The sequence below is a fragment of the Xenorhabdus sp. PB30.3 genome (assembly GCF_963895965.1).
GTDB lineage: Bacteria > Pseudomonadota > Gammaproteobacteria > Enterobacterales > Enterobacteriaceae > Xenorhabdus > Xenorhabdus stockiae.
The window spans coordinates 24,096-40,326 of the sequence record NZ_CAWQMW010000024.1 but is presented as its reverse complement, the minus strand read 5'-3'; the positions used below and the strand labels follow the sequence as shown (position 1 = coordinate 40,326).

Here is a 16,231-nt window from a genome sequence, read left to right as displayed (position 1 = left end):
GAGTTTTCTCATGGAAATTGAAATGTCGATTGGTGCACCTACGTTTGCCGCATTTGTTTACCTTACCCTTATTATGGGAGCTGTCTTTATCATTATAGCGGTGCTCAATGGTATTTTTCTTCTATTCAGAAAAAAATACAGGTTTTTGTGGCTCAATCTTATTGGCTCAGCTGTGGCTTCTTTTACCTGTTTTATCGGTACTACATGCTTTGTAATGATTTCTATGTTGTGGATTGATTGGTTTTTAGAGAAAAGTGAGATCCTTAGATTTGTTATTATGATGATGGATGAATATGTCATTATCACGTTCACACTTTGGCTTGTTATTCTTTGCTTTATTTGGATCTTCAGCATCTATCTTGTTAAAAAACATGTTTTATCGAAAATGAAACCGAGCAACAGTAATTATTAAACAGTCGCTTTTCGAATATGCTGGATTTTTCCTATGGCGTAAAATTGAGCCACATTGATATTTATGCCAAGACAATTTTGCATTAATCTTTTCAGAATGGAAAATAATATGAAAATTGCCTTTTTGCTGTATCCTGACGTGACTCTACTTGATTTTGCTGGTCCCGCCCAAATTCTAGCTCGTCTTAAAGGTGTTTCCTTGCACTTCGTTGCTAAAACAAAAGATCTTGTTACCACAGATGCAGGCTGTTCAGTATTGCCAACAGATTGCCTTAGCGATCTTCAATCTGCTGATATCTTATGTGTTCCTGGTGGTTTGAGCAGTATTGACGTAATGGAAGATGAGGAAATAATAAGCTGGGTTACTAAAATTGGCGTACAGTGCCAATGGGTCACAAGTGTTTGCTCTGGTTCTATGATTTTGGCTGCTGCCGGTCTAAAAGGATACCGTGCAACATCACATTGGGTATTGCGTGATGATCTAGCATTATTCGGGGCAATTCCAACCGAAGGACGCGTTGTTTTTGATCGTAATCGTGTAACAGGTGGTGGTGTTACTGCCGGTATTGATTTTGGCTTTGCACTTTCTGCTGCTATTCAGGGGGATGATCATGCCAAACTCATACAGCTCGAATATGAGTATGATCCTACTATACCTCTAAGTGGTGGGACCCCTGCAACTGCTGAGAAGCATATTCTGGCTCAGGCTAAAAGTGATTTTGAACATATGCTACCTAACCACCGTGAGCGAAGCATTAAAGTCGCTGAGCGCCTTTCACTTAAGCAATAGCCTAATTTCATAGCTCAAAAAGCCGTCTACCTTAATGGTCGATGGCTCAATGACAGAATTTTGCTTTCATTATCTGCACGACCACAACAAAAAACCAACAATAGTGTTCTATCTAGGTCACTTATTGAATCCCTAGGAGCATGGTCCAAAACATCACGCAATTTTGCTCCGGAATAACCGATAAGCAATTCCACTTGTCGTCACAATAATCACCAGTAAAGGCCATAGGCTGTGCCAGATCACCGAAAAATCAGCGCCTTTCAAATAAATCTGTTTAGTGATGTCAGTAAAGTGCCGGATTGGGTTTATCCATGTTATATCCTGTAACCAGATGGGCATGTTCTCAACGGGAGAGATATATCCAGAAAGAAGGATGGCAGGCATCATAAATACAAAAACGCCAATAAAAGCCTGTTGTTGTGTTGAACAAATAGCGGAAATGAGCAAGCCAAACCCGACCAGCGATAGCCCATAAATCAAGATGCAGCCGTAAAACAGCAGTAGTGAGCCTGAAAAAGGAATTTGGTAACACAATGTTCCAATCAGCAAAACGATACTTGCCTGCACGGTTGCTACCACTAACGCAGGAATAGCTTTACCAATGAAAATTTGCCATGTGGTCAGAGGGGAAACGAGCAATTGATCCAATGTTCCCTGTTCTCGCTCTCGGGCAACGGAAAGAGCAGTGACGATCAGAACGCCAATGGTTGTTATCATGGCAACCAGAGACGGAACCACAAACCATTTATAATCCAGATTGGCGTTATACCAGTTACGGATAATTAGTTCGCTGTTATTTAATCCCGGTGTATTGTCCTGTAACTCTTTCTGATAGTTCATCACAATCTGTTGAAGATAGTTGGCAGCAATTTGTGCGCTGTTTGAGTTACGTCCATCAAGCAGAACCTGAATGGAAGTAGGGGAATGGCTGGCAATATGAGCACTGAAATTTTGTGGAAAACGGACTAATAGCAAGGCATCACGGTTATCCAGTGTCGGTCGAATCTCCTGAGAGCTGTTCAGCATAATAAGATCAGGAAAGGCTTTAGATTTCGCCAGCCGTTGGGTCAGTTCGATGGATGCCTGTCCTTTATCTTCGTCATAAATTGCGATAGTGGCATTTTTAACTTCCAGAGTTGCAGCCCACGGAAACAGTATCATCTGAAAAATAACGGGCAAAATCAGAGTCGCCCGTGTCTGAGGATCTCGCAGGAGAGACTGTAATTCCTTCATGACGAGTGTATATAGGCGATGAAACATGTTCTTTCCTTTTTAATCCAGATGTCGGCGGGTTTTCCATGCAGTCAGGCCAATAAATACGATGGCACTGGCAATTAAAAACAGCAAATTTGTGATTAAAACGGTGCCGATATTACCTGCCAAAAACAGCGTTTGTAAGCTACTGACAAAATAACGGGCAGGAACAATATAAGTAGAAAGCTGAATCAGCCACGGCATACTATTTATTTCAAATACAAAGCCGGATAGCATAATGGCGGGTAAAAAAGCAGCATTAAGGGAAATCATTGCCGCGTTAAATTGGTTACGGGTCACTGTTGAGATTAATAACCCCATTCCTAAAGCAGTAGCGAGATACAAGTTGGAAACTAAAGCCAGTATCCAAAGCGAGCCATGATAAGGAATACCCATAATAAAGACGGCAAAAACCATGCAAAGTACCATGACGAAAGAGCCGAGAACCTGATAGGGCAATAATTTGGAAAGCAATAATTCGGTTCGGGTAACCTGAGTGGATAAAAGGGCTTCCATTGTACCCCGTTCCCATTCGCGAGCGACAACCAGAGAAGTCAGGATTGCGCCAACAACTGTTATGATAATTGAAATCGCACCGGGAATAAGAAAATGCTGGCTGATTGCAGCCGGATTAAACCAGTAGCGGATTTGTATATCAATGAGTGGGGTTGTTGAGGTTCCCTGATTTTGCCCTCGTTGCTGTAACCAGATTTGCCAAACCCCTTTAGCGTAACCCTGTACAAAATTGGCTGTATTAGGTTCACTGCCATCTGTGATCACCTGAATTGGAGCATGATCACCAACCCGGGCAAGCTGTGCATCAAAATTGACCGGGATAATAATAATGCCGCGAATTTCACCGGCCTGTATTTTATTGATCAAAAGCTGGCGGTTATTGCTGATCGTGGCATCAATATAAGGTGACCCGGTGAATGCATGAACCAGTTCCTGTGCATCTTTGCTTTGTTGTTCCATCAAGATACCAAGGCGAAGTTTACTGGAATCAAGATTAATCCCGTAACCGAAAATAAATAACAGCATAAGTGGAATCACGACAGCAATTAAGGTACTGCTGGGATCACGTATAATCTGCTTACTCTCTTTAATACAAAGTGCTTTTAGCCGCCGCCATGAAAAACTGACTGCTTTTTGAGTTTTGGGAGCTTGTTCAGCATGATTTGCTTCATTACGACTCATTGCGGCTCCTTATCGTAATTCACCACGAGGTCGATAAAAACATCTTCCATTGACGGGTTAGGGCGCTCTGTCGTTGATACCTGTCGCTTCAATTCGTCAGGTGTGCCTGCTGCAATTAATTTTCCGCGAAAAACCAAACCGATACGGTCACAATACTCTGCTTCATCCATGAAATGTGTCGTGACCATCACGGTAACACCTTTATCCACCATTCCATTGATGTGTAACCAGAATTCACGACGTGTCAGAGGATCAACACCTGATGTCGGTTCATCCAGAAACAGAATATCGGGTTCATGCATCAGAGCGCAGGCAAGGGCCAGCCGTTGTTTAAAACCGAGTGGCAGGCTGTCGGTCGTTTGCTGCAAAATAGGTTTCAGGCTAAAAGCACTGATCATTTCTGCCATTTTTTTCTTCTGATGGCGACCACTTAAACCATAAACGCCGGAAAAGAATTTCAGGTTTTGCTCTACAGTTAAATCACCATAGAGTGAAAACTTTTGTGCCATATAACCGAGGTGCTGGCGTGCCTGCCCTGAATCAGTCTTTAAATCCATATTCAATACCAGTGCATTGCCATATGTCGGAAGCATCAACCCACACATCATTTTGAATGTCGTCGATTTTCCGGCTCCATTGGGCCCCAGTAAGCCGAAAATTTCTCCACGTTTTACCTGAAAGTTCACATGATCTGTAGCAGTAAAGTCGCCGAATTTTTTTGTCAGATTACGGGCTTCTATTACGGTCTCTGTCGGATTTGGCGGGATCTGCGGCATGATTTCTGCCAGCTCTGAACGGCGGGAAGGGATGCCACCCAGTAAATCAATAAAGGCATCTTCAAAGCGTGGTTCCGCATCAAAGAGCTTGATATCAGGTAGACCTAGTTGCTGACATAGCTCAGCACTGTCAGCGCCGGCTCTTAAAATCAGACGAAGGTATCTGCCCTGAATTACGCCATCGGTGACTTGTGGCAACGTGAGTGCCTGTTGCAGAATTTTCCGGCGGGAGTCTGGTTTGATATCAAGCAGAAAAGAGCGTCCGGCAATACCCTGAGTTAGTTTTTGCGGCTGACCGCGATAAAGCAATTCACCCTGATTCAGCAATAAAACATCAGGGCAAAGTTCGGCTTCATCTAAATAAGAGGTGCTCCATAAAATCAGCATGCCATCAGAAGCAAGTTCATGCACCATTTGCCATAATTCCCGTCGGGCAATGGGATCTACACCCACACCGGGTTCATCAAGCAATAACACTTTAGGGCTGCCGACCAATGTACAGGCCAGACCTAGCTTCTGTTTCATCCCGCCGGAGAGCTTACCTGCCAGTCGGCCAGTAAAGCGGGTTAAATCAGTAAAAGTCAGTAGCTTCCGGAAAGTGGATTGTCTCTCTTCTCCAGTTACACTACGCAGGTCTGCATATAAATCGAGGTTTTCCTGTACGGTTAAGTCTTCATACAGGCCAAATTTTTGGGGCATATAGCCCAGTTTAGAACGAACTTCGACACTGTCTTTGATGGGATCAAGCCCCATGATTTCAATAGTGCCGTGATTTGGCTTCAGTAACCCGGCCAACATTCGTATCAGTGTGGTTTTTCCCGCTCCATCAGGGCCGACAAGCCCAGTAACAGATCCCCCGAACAGCTCAGCATTTAACTGCGATACCGCCGGAATTTCTAACCCCGGAAAAGTTTTCTCCACACCGTTCAGTTTTATTGTATAGGCTGAACTGGTCATATTGCTGCCTTACTTGTCTGAGTCAGTAAAACGCAACGTAACCGGCATTCCTTGCTTTAGTCCTTCATCCGGATCACTGACAATAACACGCAGGCGATAAACTAAATCTGTCCTCAAATCGGGAGTTTCAACATTTTTCGGGGTAAATTCTGCGGTCGGGGAAACAAAACCAATTTTGCCGTGGTAAGGCTGATTTTTTCGGCCATCGGTATAAATCAGAATATCTCGCCCTGCTGTTGCCTGACTGAGATTCGGTTCATCAATGTATGCTCTTATCCAGACAGGATTAGTCAGTGATAGCGTAAAGACCGTATTGCCTGCGGTCAGAATTGTACCCGGCTCAATGGCTCTGGTAAGGATAATACCGTCGGAAGGGGAAAGAAGATGGGTGTCCTGTAAATTGAGTTCAGCCTGAGTAACTGCTGCCTCAGCCTGAGCGAACTGGGCTTTGGCTGAAGCAATATCTTCTTTACGATTCCCCGCCTCAAACTGACGTAATTTATCTTTGGCTGCCTGATAAACGGCCAATGCCTGATGTTGCCCGGTTTTCGCATTTTCCAGATCGTTGGCTGAAATCATTTTGCGTTGCCATAATTCCTGTTGACGCTTCAGAAAGCTGTCAGCGAAACGGAACGCAGATTCTTTTTGGGCAACTTCAGCCCGCACCTGTGCAATTTCTTCTAAGCGATAACCTGCTTCTGCTTTTATAAGATTTGCCTTAGCGGCATCGCGGTTGGCTTTGGCCTGATCCAGGGCATTAATAAAGGGAGAATTATCGAGCTGGCCCAGAAGCTGGCCTGCGGTGATGGTATCTCCTTCATCCACTTGCAGGGTTTCCAGCTTGCCATTGACCCGGAACCCAAGGTTGACTGTTCTGATATCAACATTGCCATATAGGGTTAACTCTTTGTCATTTCGTTCCTGATAATAGTAAATACCAATGGCAGCAGTAATAATGATGATCGCTAATAGGACAAGAGCAAACTTTTTAGTGTTCATACTACTATCCCTTATACGTTATTAAATTTTCGAATCGTCCTGCGGGCGGTTATTTTTTCCTCAGTCCATTAAGTAATATATTAATATGCTGAGTTAATACCTGATTAATTAACTCATATTCCCGGGTACCAATATTATCCCAGCCGGTCTGACGTAAAAGGGCTTCCCGTGCCAGCCGGAAAGAGAGGATTTCCCCTAATAAGGCATGTGTGTGGATTTGGGTGGAAACGTGACTTTCATCAGCGCCGATATAATGGGCGATGAGTTTATTCAGGCGGGAATAAATCGGAGCAAGCCCCTGTTCATGAATAACGCTATAAGCTTCTGTAGGCGTCAATTGTTCATGCGACATAATGCGGCTGAGATTAAGGCTGCTTTTATCGAAAATGAGATGGTTATAGCTAATCAGCCCCTGATGAATAAATGCCAGTATCTGTTCTTGCGGATAAGGTTGAGGCGTTGTGATAAAAAATTGGTCAATAGACGCAATCAGCAGGGAAAATTCTGTTTTCATTCTGTCGGCAATATGTTGTGCGACAGCAAGGTATAGCCCTTCTTTAGAGCCAAAATAATAAGCAATGGCGGCGATATTTTGTTTTGCGTGTTGAGCAATATTACGGGTAGTTGCACCTTCCAGACCTGATTTACCAAAAATCTCTAGTGCAGATTCAAGAAGTTGTTGCTTAGCTTGTTCGCCTCGTGACGTCTGAGCCGTTTTCGCTGCCATGTTGGAAAATATCCTGTGATAAGAGCCATAAAAATGGTCATAAATATATCAATCGTATGATTAACTTTAAAACTAAAGCATCCTGATGTAAAGATGACATAAATTTACCTATGCTTCATGCTGTTTGAAAAAACATATCTGTTATAATGCCGCACCTATGGTGCATTGCAGTTTATGTAATTTCTAAGCGTTTTATCGCGTCTTTTCTCTTCCCATAAAACTGCCCCTGAATTGATATCAGGAATGGTGAAGTCTGGAGTATTTCTTATTTATGAATTTTGAGTCACTCGGCTTGAAGGCTGATATTTTGCGTGCCATTGAAGAACAAGGATACGCAGAGCCTACCCCTATTCAGCAACAGGCGATTCCTGTTGTGTTGTCCGGTAAAGATCTACTGGCGAGTGCCCAGACCGGAACGGGGAAAACGGCAGGTTTTACTTTGCCTATCTTACAGTTATTGAGTGAATCTCCCATTCAATCTAAAGGGCGTCGCCCAGTCAGGGCTTTGATCCTGACGCCAACCCGTGAACTGGCGGCACAAGTGGGGGAAAATGTCCGCAATTACAGCAAATATCTCCGGCTACGTTCCTTTGTGGTATTTGGAGGGGTAAGTATCAACCCGCAAATGATGAAATTGCGTGGTGGAGTCGATATTTTAGTCGCAACACCAGGGCGTTTGCTGGATCTGGAACACCAAAATGCCGTAGACCTATCCCACGTGGAAATGCTGATCCTGGATGAAGCGGATCGCATGTTGGATATGGGTTTTATTCATGACATTCGTCGGGTACTGAATAAACTGCCAGCCAAACGTCAGAATCTGCTGTTTTCAGCAACATTCTCGGATGAGATCAAAAATCTGGCTAACAAATTGCTGCGTGATCCGGTCAGTGTAGAAGTTGCCCGTCGTAATTCAGCTTCTGAGCAAATTGAGCAGGCTGTTCATTTTGTAGATAAGAAACGCAAAGGGGAATTGCTTTCTTATATGATTGGTAGCCAGAACTGGCAGCAGGTACTGGTATTTACCCGTACGAAACATGGCGCAAACCGTTTGGCAGAACAGCTCAATAAAGATGGTGTTACTGCGGCAGCGATTCATGGCAATAAGAGCCAAGGTGCCAGAACCCGTGCACTGGCTGATTTTAAAAGTGGTCAGATACGGGCATTAGTTGCAACGGATATTGCGGCCCGTGGGCTGGATATTGACCAGCTGCCTCATGTTGTTAACTATGAATTGCCGAATGTTGCAGAAGATTATGTGCATCGTATCGGTCGTACCGGTCGTGCCGAAGCAACAGGGCAGGCAGTATCTCTGGTATGTGTTGATGAACATAAATTATTGAAAGATATTGAGCGCTTGCTGAAGCGGGAAATTCCGCGTATCACCACTCCCGGCTATGAACCTGACCCTTCGATTAAAGCAGAGCCTATTCAGAATGGTCGTAACGGGCGCAGTAACCAGCCCCGAGCTCAGCGTACCGGTGATAAACAGGGCGCTAACCGGCAAAATCATGGTCATTCACGCAACAAGAATGTATGGCCAAAGAGTGCCTCATCACAGAAACCTCGCAATCGCAGACCAGCTAAAGCGGTAGCAGGAGAGTAATACAATGCGCGTTTTGCTGGCTCCGATGGAAGGAGTTCTGGATTCACTGGTCAGGGAATTGCTTAGTGAGGTCAATGATTACGATCTCTGTATTACGGAATTCCTGCGGATCGTGGATAGCTTATTGCCGGTAAGGTCTTTTTACCGTTTGTGTCCTGAGCTGCATCGCCAGAGCAGGACGCCATCGGGAACACCGGTCAGAATACAGCTTTTAGGGCAAGATCCGTCATGGCTGGCTGAAAATGCAGTCAGAGCGGTGGAATTGGGTTCGTGGGGAGTTGATTTAAATTGTGGCTGTCCTTCCAAAACCGTCAATGGTAATGGTGGCGGGGCTACATTACTGAAAGATCCAGAACTTATCTACCGTGGAGCCAAAGCCATGCGGCAAGCTGTACCGGCAGAATTACCGGTTACAGTCAAAGTACGTCTGGGATGGGATTCCGATGCCCGGCAGTTTGAAATTGCAGATGCTGTTCAGCAGGCAGGTGCAACTGAACTGGTAGTGCATGGACGTACTAAGGAAGATGGCTATAAAGCAGAACGCATAAACTGGCAGGCGATTGGCGAGATCCGCCGTCGCCTTGTCATACCGGTCATTGCAAATGGAGAAATATGGGACTGGCAAAGTGCACAGGAGTGTCTCAAAGTCACCGGATGTGATTCCGTGATGATTGGCCGTGGAGCGTTGCATGTGCCGAATTTAAGCCGGGTGATTAAATTTAATGAACCGAAAATGCCGTGGCATGGTGTGCTCCGGCTATTACAGAAATATACCCTGTTGGAAAAACAAGGGGATACCGGTTTATATCATGTTGCCCGCATTAAGCAATGGCTTGGTTATCTACGCAGAGAATACCGTGAAGCTGAGGAGTTATTTATGCAAGTCAGGGCATTAAAAACATCATCGGCTATAGCTGAAGTGATTTCTCGAGTTGTAGAGAATGATATGTATTTAATTGATAATGAAGCGGTTTAGTTAACGTATCTTCAGGTCTCTATAAGTTTCTATGATGATAATGATGTTATTTTTATCGTTATTGTTCTCTATTCTGAAAGATGCTATACACTTCGTTTTTCAGGTTGCGTCTTTGCTGGTTGCACTTATTCACCCCTGCCACCGATTTTATAGACATACGGTTATCTATGCTTTTGGGGATGAACACCCTTGCTGCCGCGATGTAGCCTGAAATACATTGTGTACACATATTGAGGATTTCATAAGCAAATTGTCTGAATTGACCACTTCAGTCAGTTAGATTGTCACAAATTTGATCATTTGTTCCGTGAGACACTTCTTCATGTTCTGCTGATGTTATTCATCATCGGATGCTGAAGCGGGCCTGAGAAATGTCCATTTCATTATGACCTTACTTGTAATTCAATGAAGGAAATGCCAATGAAATTAGAAACACTGTCCATTCATGCCGGTTACTCTCCTGATCCTACAACTAAAGCGGTTGCAGTCCCAATTTATCAAACAACGTCTTATGCCTTTGATGACTCACAGCATGGCGCTGATTTATTTGATTTAAAAGTTGAAGGCAACATCTATACCCGCATTATGAACCCGACTAATGATGTGCTGGAAAAACGTATTGCTGCTTTAGAAGGGGGAGTGGGTGCACTTGCTGTTGCTTCTGGCATGGCAGCAATCACCTATGCTATTCAGACAATTACTGGCCTGGGAGATAACATTGTTTCTGTAGCAAAATTGTATGGCGGAACTTATAACTTAATGACACATAATTTCCAAAATATTGGTATTGAAGTCCGTTTTATTGATCATGACGATCTTGCTGCTCTTGAATCGATGATTGATGAAAGAACCAAAGCTGTTTTTTGTGAAACGATCTGTAATCCAAGCGGGAATATTGTTGATATCCGTGCATTCGCTGATATTGCTCATCGGCACGGTATTCCACTTATTGTCGATAATACCGTTGCAACACCTTATTTGTGTCGTCCGTTTGAACATGGTGCCGATGTTATCGTACATTCCCTGACCAAGTATATTGGTGGTCATGGAAATTCCATGGGCGGAATGGTGATTGATTCAGGCAATTTCCCCTGGGCAGACCATAAGGATCGTTTTGCTGTTTTAAATACGCCAGATCCTTCCTATCATGGTATAAATTATCTCGAACATTTTGGTGTAGCAGCATTTATTGCCCGCTGTCGTGTTGGGCAGCTGCGTAGTACTGGTGCATCCCTTTCTCCTTTTAATGCATTTTTGATTTTACAGGGCCTTGAAACACTCGCTCTTCGTATGGAACGTCATACTGAAAATGCCTTGAAAGTTGCTCAGTATTTGGAACAACATCCTCTGGTATCCTGGGTTAAATACGCCGGACTACCGACACATCCTGAATATGATTTGGCTGTACGTTATATGGGAGGGAAACCTTCGGCTATTTTATCTTTCGGTATTGAGGGAGAGGAAAAAGCAGCGACACGTTTTATTGATGCTCTGCAACTGATTACACGTTTGGTTAATATTGGTGATGCTAAATCATTGGCTTGTCATCCTGCATCTACAACTCATCGTCAATTAAACGAAGAAGAGTTGATAAAAGCTGGCGCATCACGAGATCTGATCCGTTTGTCTATTGGCATTGAGCACAGTGATGACATTATTGCAGACCTTGCACAGGCATTGGATATGGCAAAATAATTGAAATATACCAACGAATTGCAAGTTATGTTGTAGTGGCAAAGGAATGACAAATTCATCAGGAACGAATTTGTCCAGCCAAAAGCTGGCCTCTGGTGAGAGGCAGGAGCCTCTCAGTAATCCTGCAAAATACAGACTATTCTATATTCATAACCACATACCGAGGGTGAGCGGCTATATTTACATTTACCTCCTCAGTGGCACACGCACATCTGCACTTCTTTTTTATCGGGTATATAGAATTCATATAATTATAACGTCCGGACTATTTTTCGTTTAATTCAATTTTTAAATATCTGAGGAAATGTTTAATTAATCAAAAACAACAATGATATTAAATTAATTAACGACATATTTTGATTTAACTGAACCCTATAATTCCTTATTATTATTCATAAACTGACAGCTTTCTACTATTTGCAATTTTTTTAGTTAGTGTCTTAAATTAGTGAATGTAGTTAAGACATTCTCAGTAAAATCTCATCAGGGCGTTAGCTCTTATTGATACCCAATATACCCAGAGTTTCGAGCTGCATCGCGGCGTCAGGGGCGTTTATTCCCGAGAGCATAGATAAGTATGCGGTCAGGGAGAATAAAGCCAGCCAAAAAGAGGTGGTTTGAGATAAGGTGGTATGTTTAATAAAATCAGGGGGTTGAACATGGGTATTCTGTCATGGATTATCTTCGGTTTAATTGCCGGGATCATAGCGAAGTGGATTATGCCGGGTGATAATAGCAGCGGTATCATTATGACGGTGATTTTAGGGATTATTGGTGCAGTTGTCGGGGGCTATATAAGTACATTTTTTGGCATGGGAAAAGTAGATGGATTTAATTTGGGAAGTTTTGCCATTGCTGTTATTGGTGCACTGGTTGTCCTGTTTATATATCACAAAGTCTCTAATTAATTTAATTGTACTTATTAATCTTAATAATAGATTTAAGATGAGTGATAGAAAAAGGGCATGATAATTTGATGCCCTTGTATCTTTTAAATTGTTTTTGCCACTGTGAAACAGCTCAACCACTTAAGTACATTATTATTTATTTTTCTAATGGGAGATTATCATCAGCTCCCCATTCAGCCCATGACCCATCGTATAATGCTGCTTTTTTATGGCCAATTATATCGAGCCCTAGCACTAAAACAGCCGCTGTCATTCCAGAGCCACAACTAGTGATAATGGGTTGCCCTAAATCGACACCTTGTTGTTTAAAGATAAGTTTAATTTCATCTGGCGATTTGTAATGTCCATTTTCGAGTAGCGCTGTCCACGGGACATTTTTTGAACCGGGAACATGGCCCATTCTTAAGCCCGGTCGTGGCTCAGGTGCTCTGGCCTGAAAACGCTCGACTGATCTGGCATCGACAACTTGTGTTTTTTCCTTCTCATTATGGAGAATATCAAGGAGCTGTTGCCGGGAAATGACCTGTTCGGGAGAAAAATGGATATTGAATACCTGCGCATGGTGGCTGACTTCTCCCGATTCAGTTGGGTAACCAGCCAGTTGCCAGCCTTGTAAACCACCTTCAAGAATACGGATGTTTTTTGCGCCAAAAGTTTTAAATGTCCACCATGCCCGTGGAGCAGAAAACATATTTCCCTGATCGTAAATGACGATCAGATTATTTTCACTGATTCCCATTTCGCTAACGGCTTTTTGGAAAGTTTCCGGAGCAGGGAGCATATGTGGCAATGGGCTCTGAAGGTCAGCTATTTTATCAAGATCAAAAAAGCCGGAGCCCGGTATATGTTTCTCCAGCCATTTCTGCTGATAATCAATGGATTCAGTTGGCATGGGAGCACTGGCATCAATAACAACAACATTCTCATCATTGAGATGTTCGCTTAGCCATTGTGGAGTAACAAAATATTGACTGTTCATAAGCTTCCCCGTCATTGGATATTCCGTGCGTTATACTACTAAATTGGGTACTGCAATAAATCTGAGGGTATATCGGCTATTACTGTTGCCCGGATTGTATGTTTTCCTGATGCACCGTTTCTTGCTGTGCTTGTTGTGTCTCTTCTGCTGAGGCGGTTGAACGGTTATACATGTTCATTCCTGCTAAAATAATGCCTCCGATAGAGCCGAGGGTGAATAGTACGATAATAACAAGCAGGATCTTTTTCATCTTTGTTCCCGATAAAATTTTTAGACATGTAGAAGGTTATACCCAATGGATTTCCAGTTGCATCGCCGCCAATAACAAAGAGACAACTTGAAAGACAACGGGTATAGAAGTATATCGGCTTCTACACTCCAGACAAGCAATAAGCGACTTTCTGGTTTTTTCTGTAAAAAAGCTGGAAAGCTGTTCCCAATAATCGTGATATCAGGCTGATCTGAGGGTAACTCTGTGGGAGAATGGGGTGATAATTCTCATGCAGCAAAACATATGGCACTTTCCAGTTCAATAAAAAATCAAATCAGTCAATGGTATAAGGCGTTATCCACCCACATTGACGGCTTCATTCCAAGGGCTCCCCAACGTCAGATGATTGCAGAAGTGGCGAAAACACTGGCAGATGATGAAGGGCGGCATCTGGTTATAGAAGCGCCTACCGGAGTGGGAAAAACATTATCCTACCTTATTCCTGGTATTGCAGTCAGTCGGGCTGAGCAGAAACCATTGGTAGTGAGTACTGCTAATGTGGCTTTACAGGATCAGATTTACAGTAAGGATCTACCGCTATTACGAAAAATCATCCCGGATTTGAAATTCACCGGGGCTTTTGGTCGTGCGCGTTATGTTTGCCCGCGTAATCTGGAAGCTATTTGCGCCGCAGAGGGAGAGCAAATAGATTTAATGCTGCTGGTGGAAGATCAGACTGCTGTTGCAAATAGTGAAGAACGAGAACTGTGTCGCAGGTTACGCAATGATTATTCTTCTTTTGGCTGGGATGGTTTGCGGGATCATCATCAGCTGGCATTGTCGGATTCGCTATGGTCAAAGGTCAGTACTGATAAGATGAACTGTCTGGCTCGTAACTGCCAGTTTTATCACCGTTGTCCATTCTTTCTGGCCCGAAGGGAGATTGAAGATGCTGATGTTGTCGTTGCTAATCATTCTTTGGTGATGGCGGCATTGGAAAGTGAATCTGTCCTGCCGGAAGCTAAAAATATGTTGCTGGTTCTGGATGAAGGTCACCATATCCCGGATGTTGCAAGGGATTCACTGGAGGTGGAAGGAGAGATTACGCTATTTCAGTTGAATGGGCAGCTGGATTCCTTTGTTCGTCATGTCGAGCAATATTTGCTTCAGTTCCGTCCGGCAAAACCACCTGCTTTGGCTGAGATAACCCGTTTACAGGCTCATTGTGAAAAAATCCGCGAGTGTTTCAGGGAGCTGGCTGATATCACACAGGCATTATTGCCGGAACGAGGGGATGCGGAAGAATATCTGTTTGAACTGGGAAAATTACCGGATAATTTGCTGCTGTGCTGTCAGACACTATTTAAACTGACAGATGGCCTACGTAGCTTATCTGAAGCGATTCTAAATGATCTTACCGATCAAACCGCGAAACAGGATATTGTCAGGTTGCATCGGGCTATCTTGCTGACTAGCAGAACACTGGGTTATTTCGAAAATATGGCAAAGCTGTGGCGTCTGGCTTCGCAGGAGGAATCCTCCCATGCTCCTATCTCAAAGTGGCTGACACGCCGTTATGAGAAAAATCAGTCACATCTTTACTTTCACTGCGCGGGTATTCGGGTCAGTGAACAATTAACTCAGTTATTGTGGCGAAACATTCCTCATATTGTCATAACATCCGCGACATTGCGCTCTCTTAACAGCTTTTCCCGTATTCAGGAGCTGACAGGATTGCATGAAAATTATGATGATCGCTTTGTTACTTTGACATCTCCTTTTGAACATGTTCGCCAAGGGCGTCTGATTATTCCGCGAATGACGCTGGAGCCTACAATCCATAATGAAATGCAACACCTTGAGGAAATGGCGCGTTATTTCCGTTCGCAAATACTGTTGGGTGCTCATCAGGGAATGTTAGTGCTGTTTAGCAGCCAACGTGCGATGGAGGGGTTTCTCCAATTTGTAAAAGATTTACGGCTGATGTTACTGGTGCAGGGGGATCAGCCACGATATCGGCTGGTGGAAACCCATTGCAAACGAATTGACGAAGGGCAGCCCAGTGTTCTGGTTGGGTTGCAGTCTTTTGCTGAAGGACTGGATTTGAAAGGTAATTACCTTTCACAGGTACACATCCATAAAATTGCTTTTCCGCCCGTCACAAACCCTGTCATTATCACTGAAAGTGAGTGGCTGAAATCCCTGAAACGCTATCCTTTTGAAGTGCAGAGTTTGCCGAGTGCTTCTTTCAGTCTTATTCAACAAGTGGGAAGACTCATACGCAGTCATGAGTGTCATGGTGCTGTGGTAATTTATGACAAAAGGCTGTTGACCAAGCGTTATGGATCCCGTTTGCTGGATGCATTGCCTGTTTTTCCGATTGAACAACCGGATATACCTTCGGAAGAAATATTACTGAAAATGAAAAAAGGATAAATAATATAAAAGTTAATATTATTTATCCTTAAGGCAAAGTTAGGCTGATAACTGTTATTTATCCGATTTTTTTCAGGAAACAGGTTTTCAGTACTAACCCTTTGATTTTATCAGCATTACATTCGATTTCGTCTTCACGGTGGGTAAGGCGAATATTTTTAATTAATGTGCCACGTTTCAGCGTCTTAGAGGTGCCTTTGACTTTCAGGTCTTTGATAACTTGTACTGAATCACCATCATTCAGCAGTGCACCGTTGGAATCTTTAACTTCGATATCCATTGTATATTGTCCTCATGTTTATTTTTAAA

15 protein-coding genes are annotated in these 16,231 nt (G+C 43.4%); 7 read left to right on the top strand and 8 right to left on the bottom strand.

All coding sequences use genetic code 11. The features are described from left to right. The first annotated feature begins 10 nt into the window (after positions 1-10). Both AACX38_RS02575 and AACX38_RS02570 read left to right on the top strand, forming a co-directional pair. Positions 11-412, top strand: coding sequence for a hypothetical protein (locus tag AACX38_RS02575; protein WP_228863492.1), 402 nt, complete (start codon positions 11-13; stop codon positions 410-412). Between the two features lie 108 nt (positions 413-520). Continuing rightward, a complete protein-coding gene (locus AACX38_RS02570) occupies positions 521-1,201 on the top strand; it encodes a DJ-1/PfpI family protein (RefSeq protein ID WP_228863491.1) in 681 nt (226 codons plus the stop codon). A 153-nt stretch (positions 1,202-1,354) separates the two neighbouring features. On the opposite strand, the gene AACX38_RS02565 is transcribed toward AACX38_RS02570, so the two are convergent. Genes AACX38_RS02565 through cecR form a run of 5 tightly spaced genes read right to left on the bottom strand, consistent with a single transcriptional unit; the run spans position 1,355 to position 7,111 of the window. Then, complete coding sequence (locus AACX38_RS02565) at positions 1,355-2,461, bottom strand: ABC transporter permease (RefSeq protein WP_228863490.1); 1,107 nt, start codon at positions 2,459-2,461, stop codon at positions 1,355-1,357. A gap of 12 nt (positions 2,462-2,473) precedes the next feature. Next, entirely contained in the window at positions 2,474-3,652 is a 1,179-nt protein-coding gene (locus AACX38_RS02560; protein ID WP_228863489.1) for an ABC transporter permease, read from the bottom strand. After that, a complete protein-coding gene (locus tag AACX38_RS02555) occupies positions 3,649-5,385 on the bottom strand; it encodes an ATP-binding cassette domain-containing protein (protein WP_228863488.1) in 1,737 nt (578 codons plus the stop codon). Before AACX38_RS02555 ends, AACX38_RS02560 begins: the two co-directional genes overlap by 4 nt. 9 nt (positions 5,386-5,394) lie before the next feature. Then, positions 5,395-6,384: a secretion protein HlyD gene (gene hlyD, locus AACX38_RS02550; protein ID WP_228863487.1), complete on the bottom strand. Its 990-nt coding sequence runs from the start codon at positions 6,382-6,384 to the stop codon at positions 5,395-5,397. 49 nt (positions 6,385-6,433) lie between these two features. After that, the gene (gene cecR / locus AACX38_RS02545; RefSeq protein WP_228863486.1) at positions 6,434-7,111 is read right to left on the bottom strand and encodes a transcriptional regulator CecR; all 678 of its coding nucleotides are present in this window, start codon (positions 7,109-7,111) and stop codon (positions 6,434-6,436) included. 271 nt (positions 7,112-7,382) lie between these two features. Here cecR and rhlE point away from each other — a divergent pair, with 271 nt between their 5' ends. The 4 genes from rhlE to AACX38_RS02525 all read left to right on the top strand — a co-directional run bounded on the left by rhlE (position 7,383) and on the right by AACX38_RS02525 (position 12,296). After that, positions 7,383-8,717, top strand: coding sequence for an ATP-dependent RNA helicase RhlE (rhlE, locus tag AACX38_RS02540; protein WP_228863485.1), 1,335 nt, complete (start codon positions 7,383-7,385; stop codon positions 8,715-8,717). Between the two features lie 4 nt (positions 8,718-8,721). Next, on the top strand, positions 8,722-9,693 hold the full coding sequence (dusC, locus tag AACX38_RS02535; RefSeq protein WP_228863484.1) for a tRNA dihydrouridine(16) synthase DusC: 972 nt from the start codon (positions 8,722-8,724) through the stop codon (positions 9,691-9,693). A gap of 420 nt (positions 9,694-10,113) precedes the next feature. Then, the gene (locus tag AACX38_RS02530; protein ID WP_228863483.1) at positions 10,114-11,388 is read left to right on the top strand and encodes a bifunctional O-acetylhomoserine aminocarboxypropyltransferase/cysteine synthase; all 1,275 of its coding nucleotides are present in this window, start codon (positions 10,114-10,116) and stop codon (positions 11,386-11,388) included. Positions 11,389-12,047: 659 nt separating this feature from the next. Continuing rightward, positions 12,048-12,296 carry a GlsB/YeaQ/YmgE family stress response membrane protein gene (locus AACX38_RS02525; protein ID WP_099109153.1) on the top strand — a complete coding sequence of 83 codons (249 nt, stop codon included), beginning with the start codon at positions 12,048-12,050 and terminating at the stop codon, positions 12,294-12,296. 136 nt (positions 12,297-12,432) lie between these two features. Here the strand turns inward: AACX38_RS02525 and sseA are convergent, their stop codons facing one another. Together sseA and AACX38_RS02515 are read right to left on the bottom strand one after the other, a co-directional pair. Beyond that, entirely contained in the window at positions 12,433-13,275 is an 843-nt protein-coding gene (sseA, locus tag AACX38_RS02520) for a 3-mercaptopyruvate sulfurtransferase (RefSeq protein ID WP_228863482.1), read from the bottom strand. Positions 13,276-13,354: 79 nt separating this feature from the next. After that, a complete protein-coding gene (locus AACX38_RS02515) occupies positions 13,355-13,525 on the bottom strand; it encodes a hypothetical protein (RefSeq protein WP_228863481.1) in 171 nt (56 codons plus the stop codon). A gap of 264 nt (positions 13,526-13,789) precedes the next feature. Here AACX38_RS02515 and dinG point away from each other — a divergent pair, with 264 nt between their 5' ends. Then, positions 13,790-15,922 (top strand): ATP-dependent DNA helicase DinG, encoded by a 2,133-nt coding sequence (gene dinG, locus AACX38_RS02510; protein ID WP_228863514.1) that lies wholly within the window; start codon positions 13,790-13,792, stop codon positions 15,920-15,922. A 58-nt stretch (positions 15,923-15,980) separates the two neighbouring features. Here the strand turns inward: dinG and AACX38_RS02505 are convergent, their stop codons facing one another. Continuing rightward, positions 15,981-16,202, bottom strand: a complete 222-nt coding sequence (locus AACX38_RS02505; protein ID WP_045969765.1) for an alkylphosphonate utilization protein — start codon at positions 16,200-16,202, stop codon at positions 15,981-15,983. Positions 16,203-16,231: the final 29 nt, after the last annotated feature.

Excerpts from the sequence above, each read along its gene's own strand:
- AACX38_RS02555 (WP_228863488.1), bottom strand. The coding sequence starts at position 5,385 with ATGACCAGTTCAGCCTATACAATAAAACTGAACGGTGTGGAGAAAACT.
- AACX38_RS02565 (WP_228863490.1), bottom strand. The coding sequence starts at position 2,461 with ATGTTTCATCGCCTATATACACTCGTCATGAAGGAATTACAGTCTCTC.
- AACX38_RS02505 (WP_045969765.1), bottom strand. The coding sequence starts at position 16,202 with ATGGATATCGAAGTTAAAGATTCCAACGGTGCACTGCTGAATGATGGT.
- AACX38_RS02575 (WP_228863492.1), top strand. The coding sequence starts at position 11 with ATGGAAATTGAAATGTCGATTGGTGCACCTACGTTTGCCGCATTTGTT.
- sseA (WP_228863482.1), bottom strand. The coding sequence starts at position 13,275 with ATGAACAGTCAATATTTTGTTACTCCACAATGGCTAAGCGAACATCTC.
- AACX38_RS02560 (WP_228863489.1), bottom strand. The coding sequence starts at position 3,652 with ATGAGTCGTAATGAAGCAAATCATGCTGAACAAGCTCCCAAAACTCAA.
- cecR (WP_228863486.1), bottom strand. The coding sequence starts at position 7,111 with ATGGCAGCGAAAACGGCTCAGACGTCACGAGGCGAACAAGCTAAGCAA.
- AACX38_RS02525 (WP_099109153.1), top strand. The coding sequence starts at position 12,048 with ATGGGTATTCTGTCATGGATTATCTTCGGTTTAATTGCCGGGATCATA.
- AACX38_RS02530 (WP_228863483.1), top strand. The coding sequence starts at position 10,114 with ATGAAATTAGAAACACTGTCCATTCATGCCGGTTACTCTCCTGATCCT.
- AACX38_RS02515 (WP_228863481.1), bottom strand. The coding sequence starts at position 13,525 with ATGAAAAAGATCCTGCTTGTTATTATCGTACTATTCACCCTCGGCTCT.
- AACX38_RS02570 (WP_228863491.1), top strand. The coding sequence starts at position 521 with ATGAAAATTGCCTTTTTGCTGTATCCTGACGTGACTCTACTTGATTTT.
- dusC (WP_228863484.1), top strand. The coding sequence starts at position 8,722 with ATGCGCGTTTTGCTGGCTCCGATGGAAGGAGTTCTGGATTCACTGGTC.
- dinG (WP_228863514.1), top strand. The coding sequence starts at position 13,790 with ATGGCACTTTCCAGTTCAATAAAAAATCAAATCAGTCAATGGTATAAG.
- hlyD (WP_228863487.1), bottom strand. The coding sequence starts at position 6,384 with ATGAACACTAAAAAGTTTGCTCTTGTCCTATTAGCGATCATCATTATT.
- rhlE (WP_228863485.1), top strand. The coding sequence starts at position 7,383 with ATGAATTTTGAGTCACTCGGCTTGAAGGCTGATATTTTGCGTGCCATT.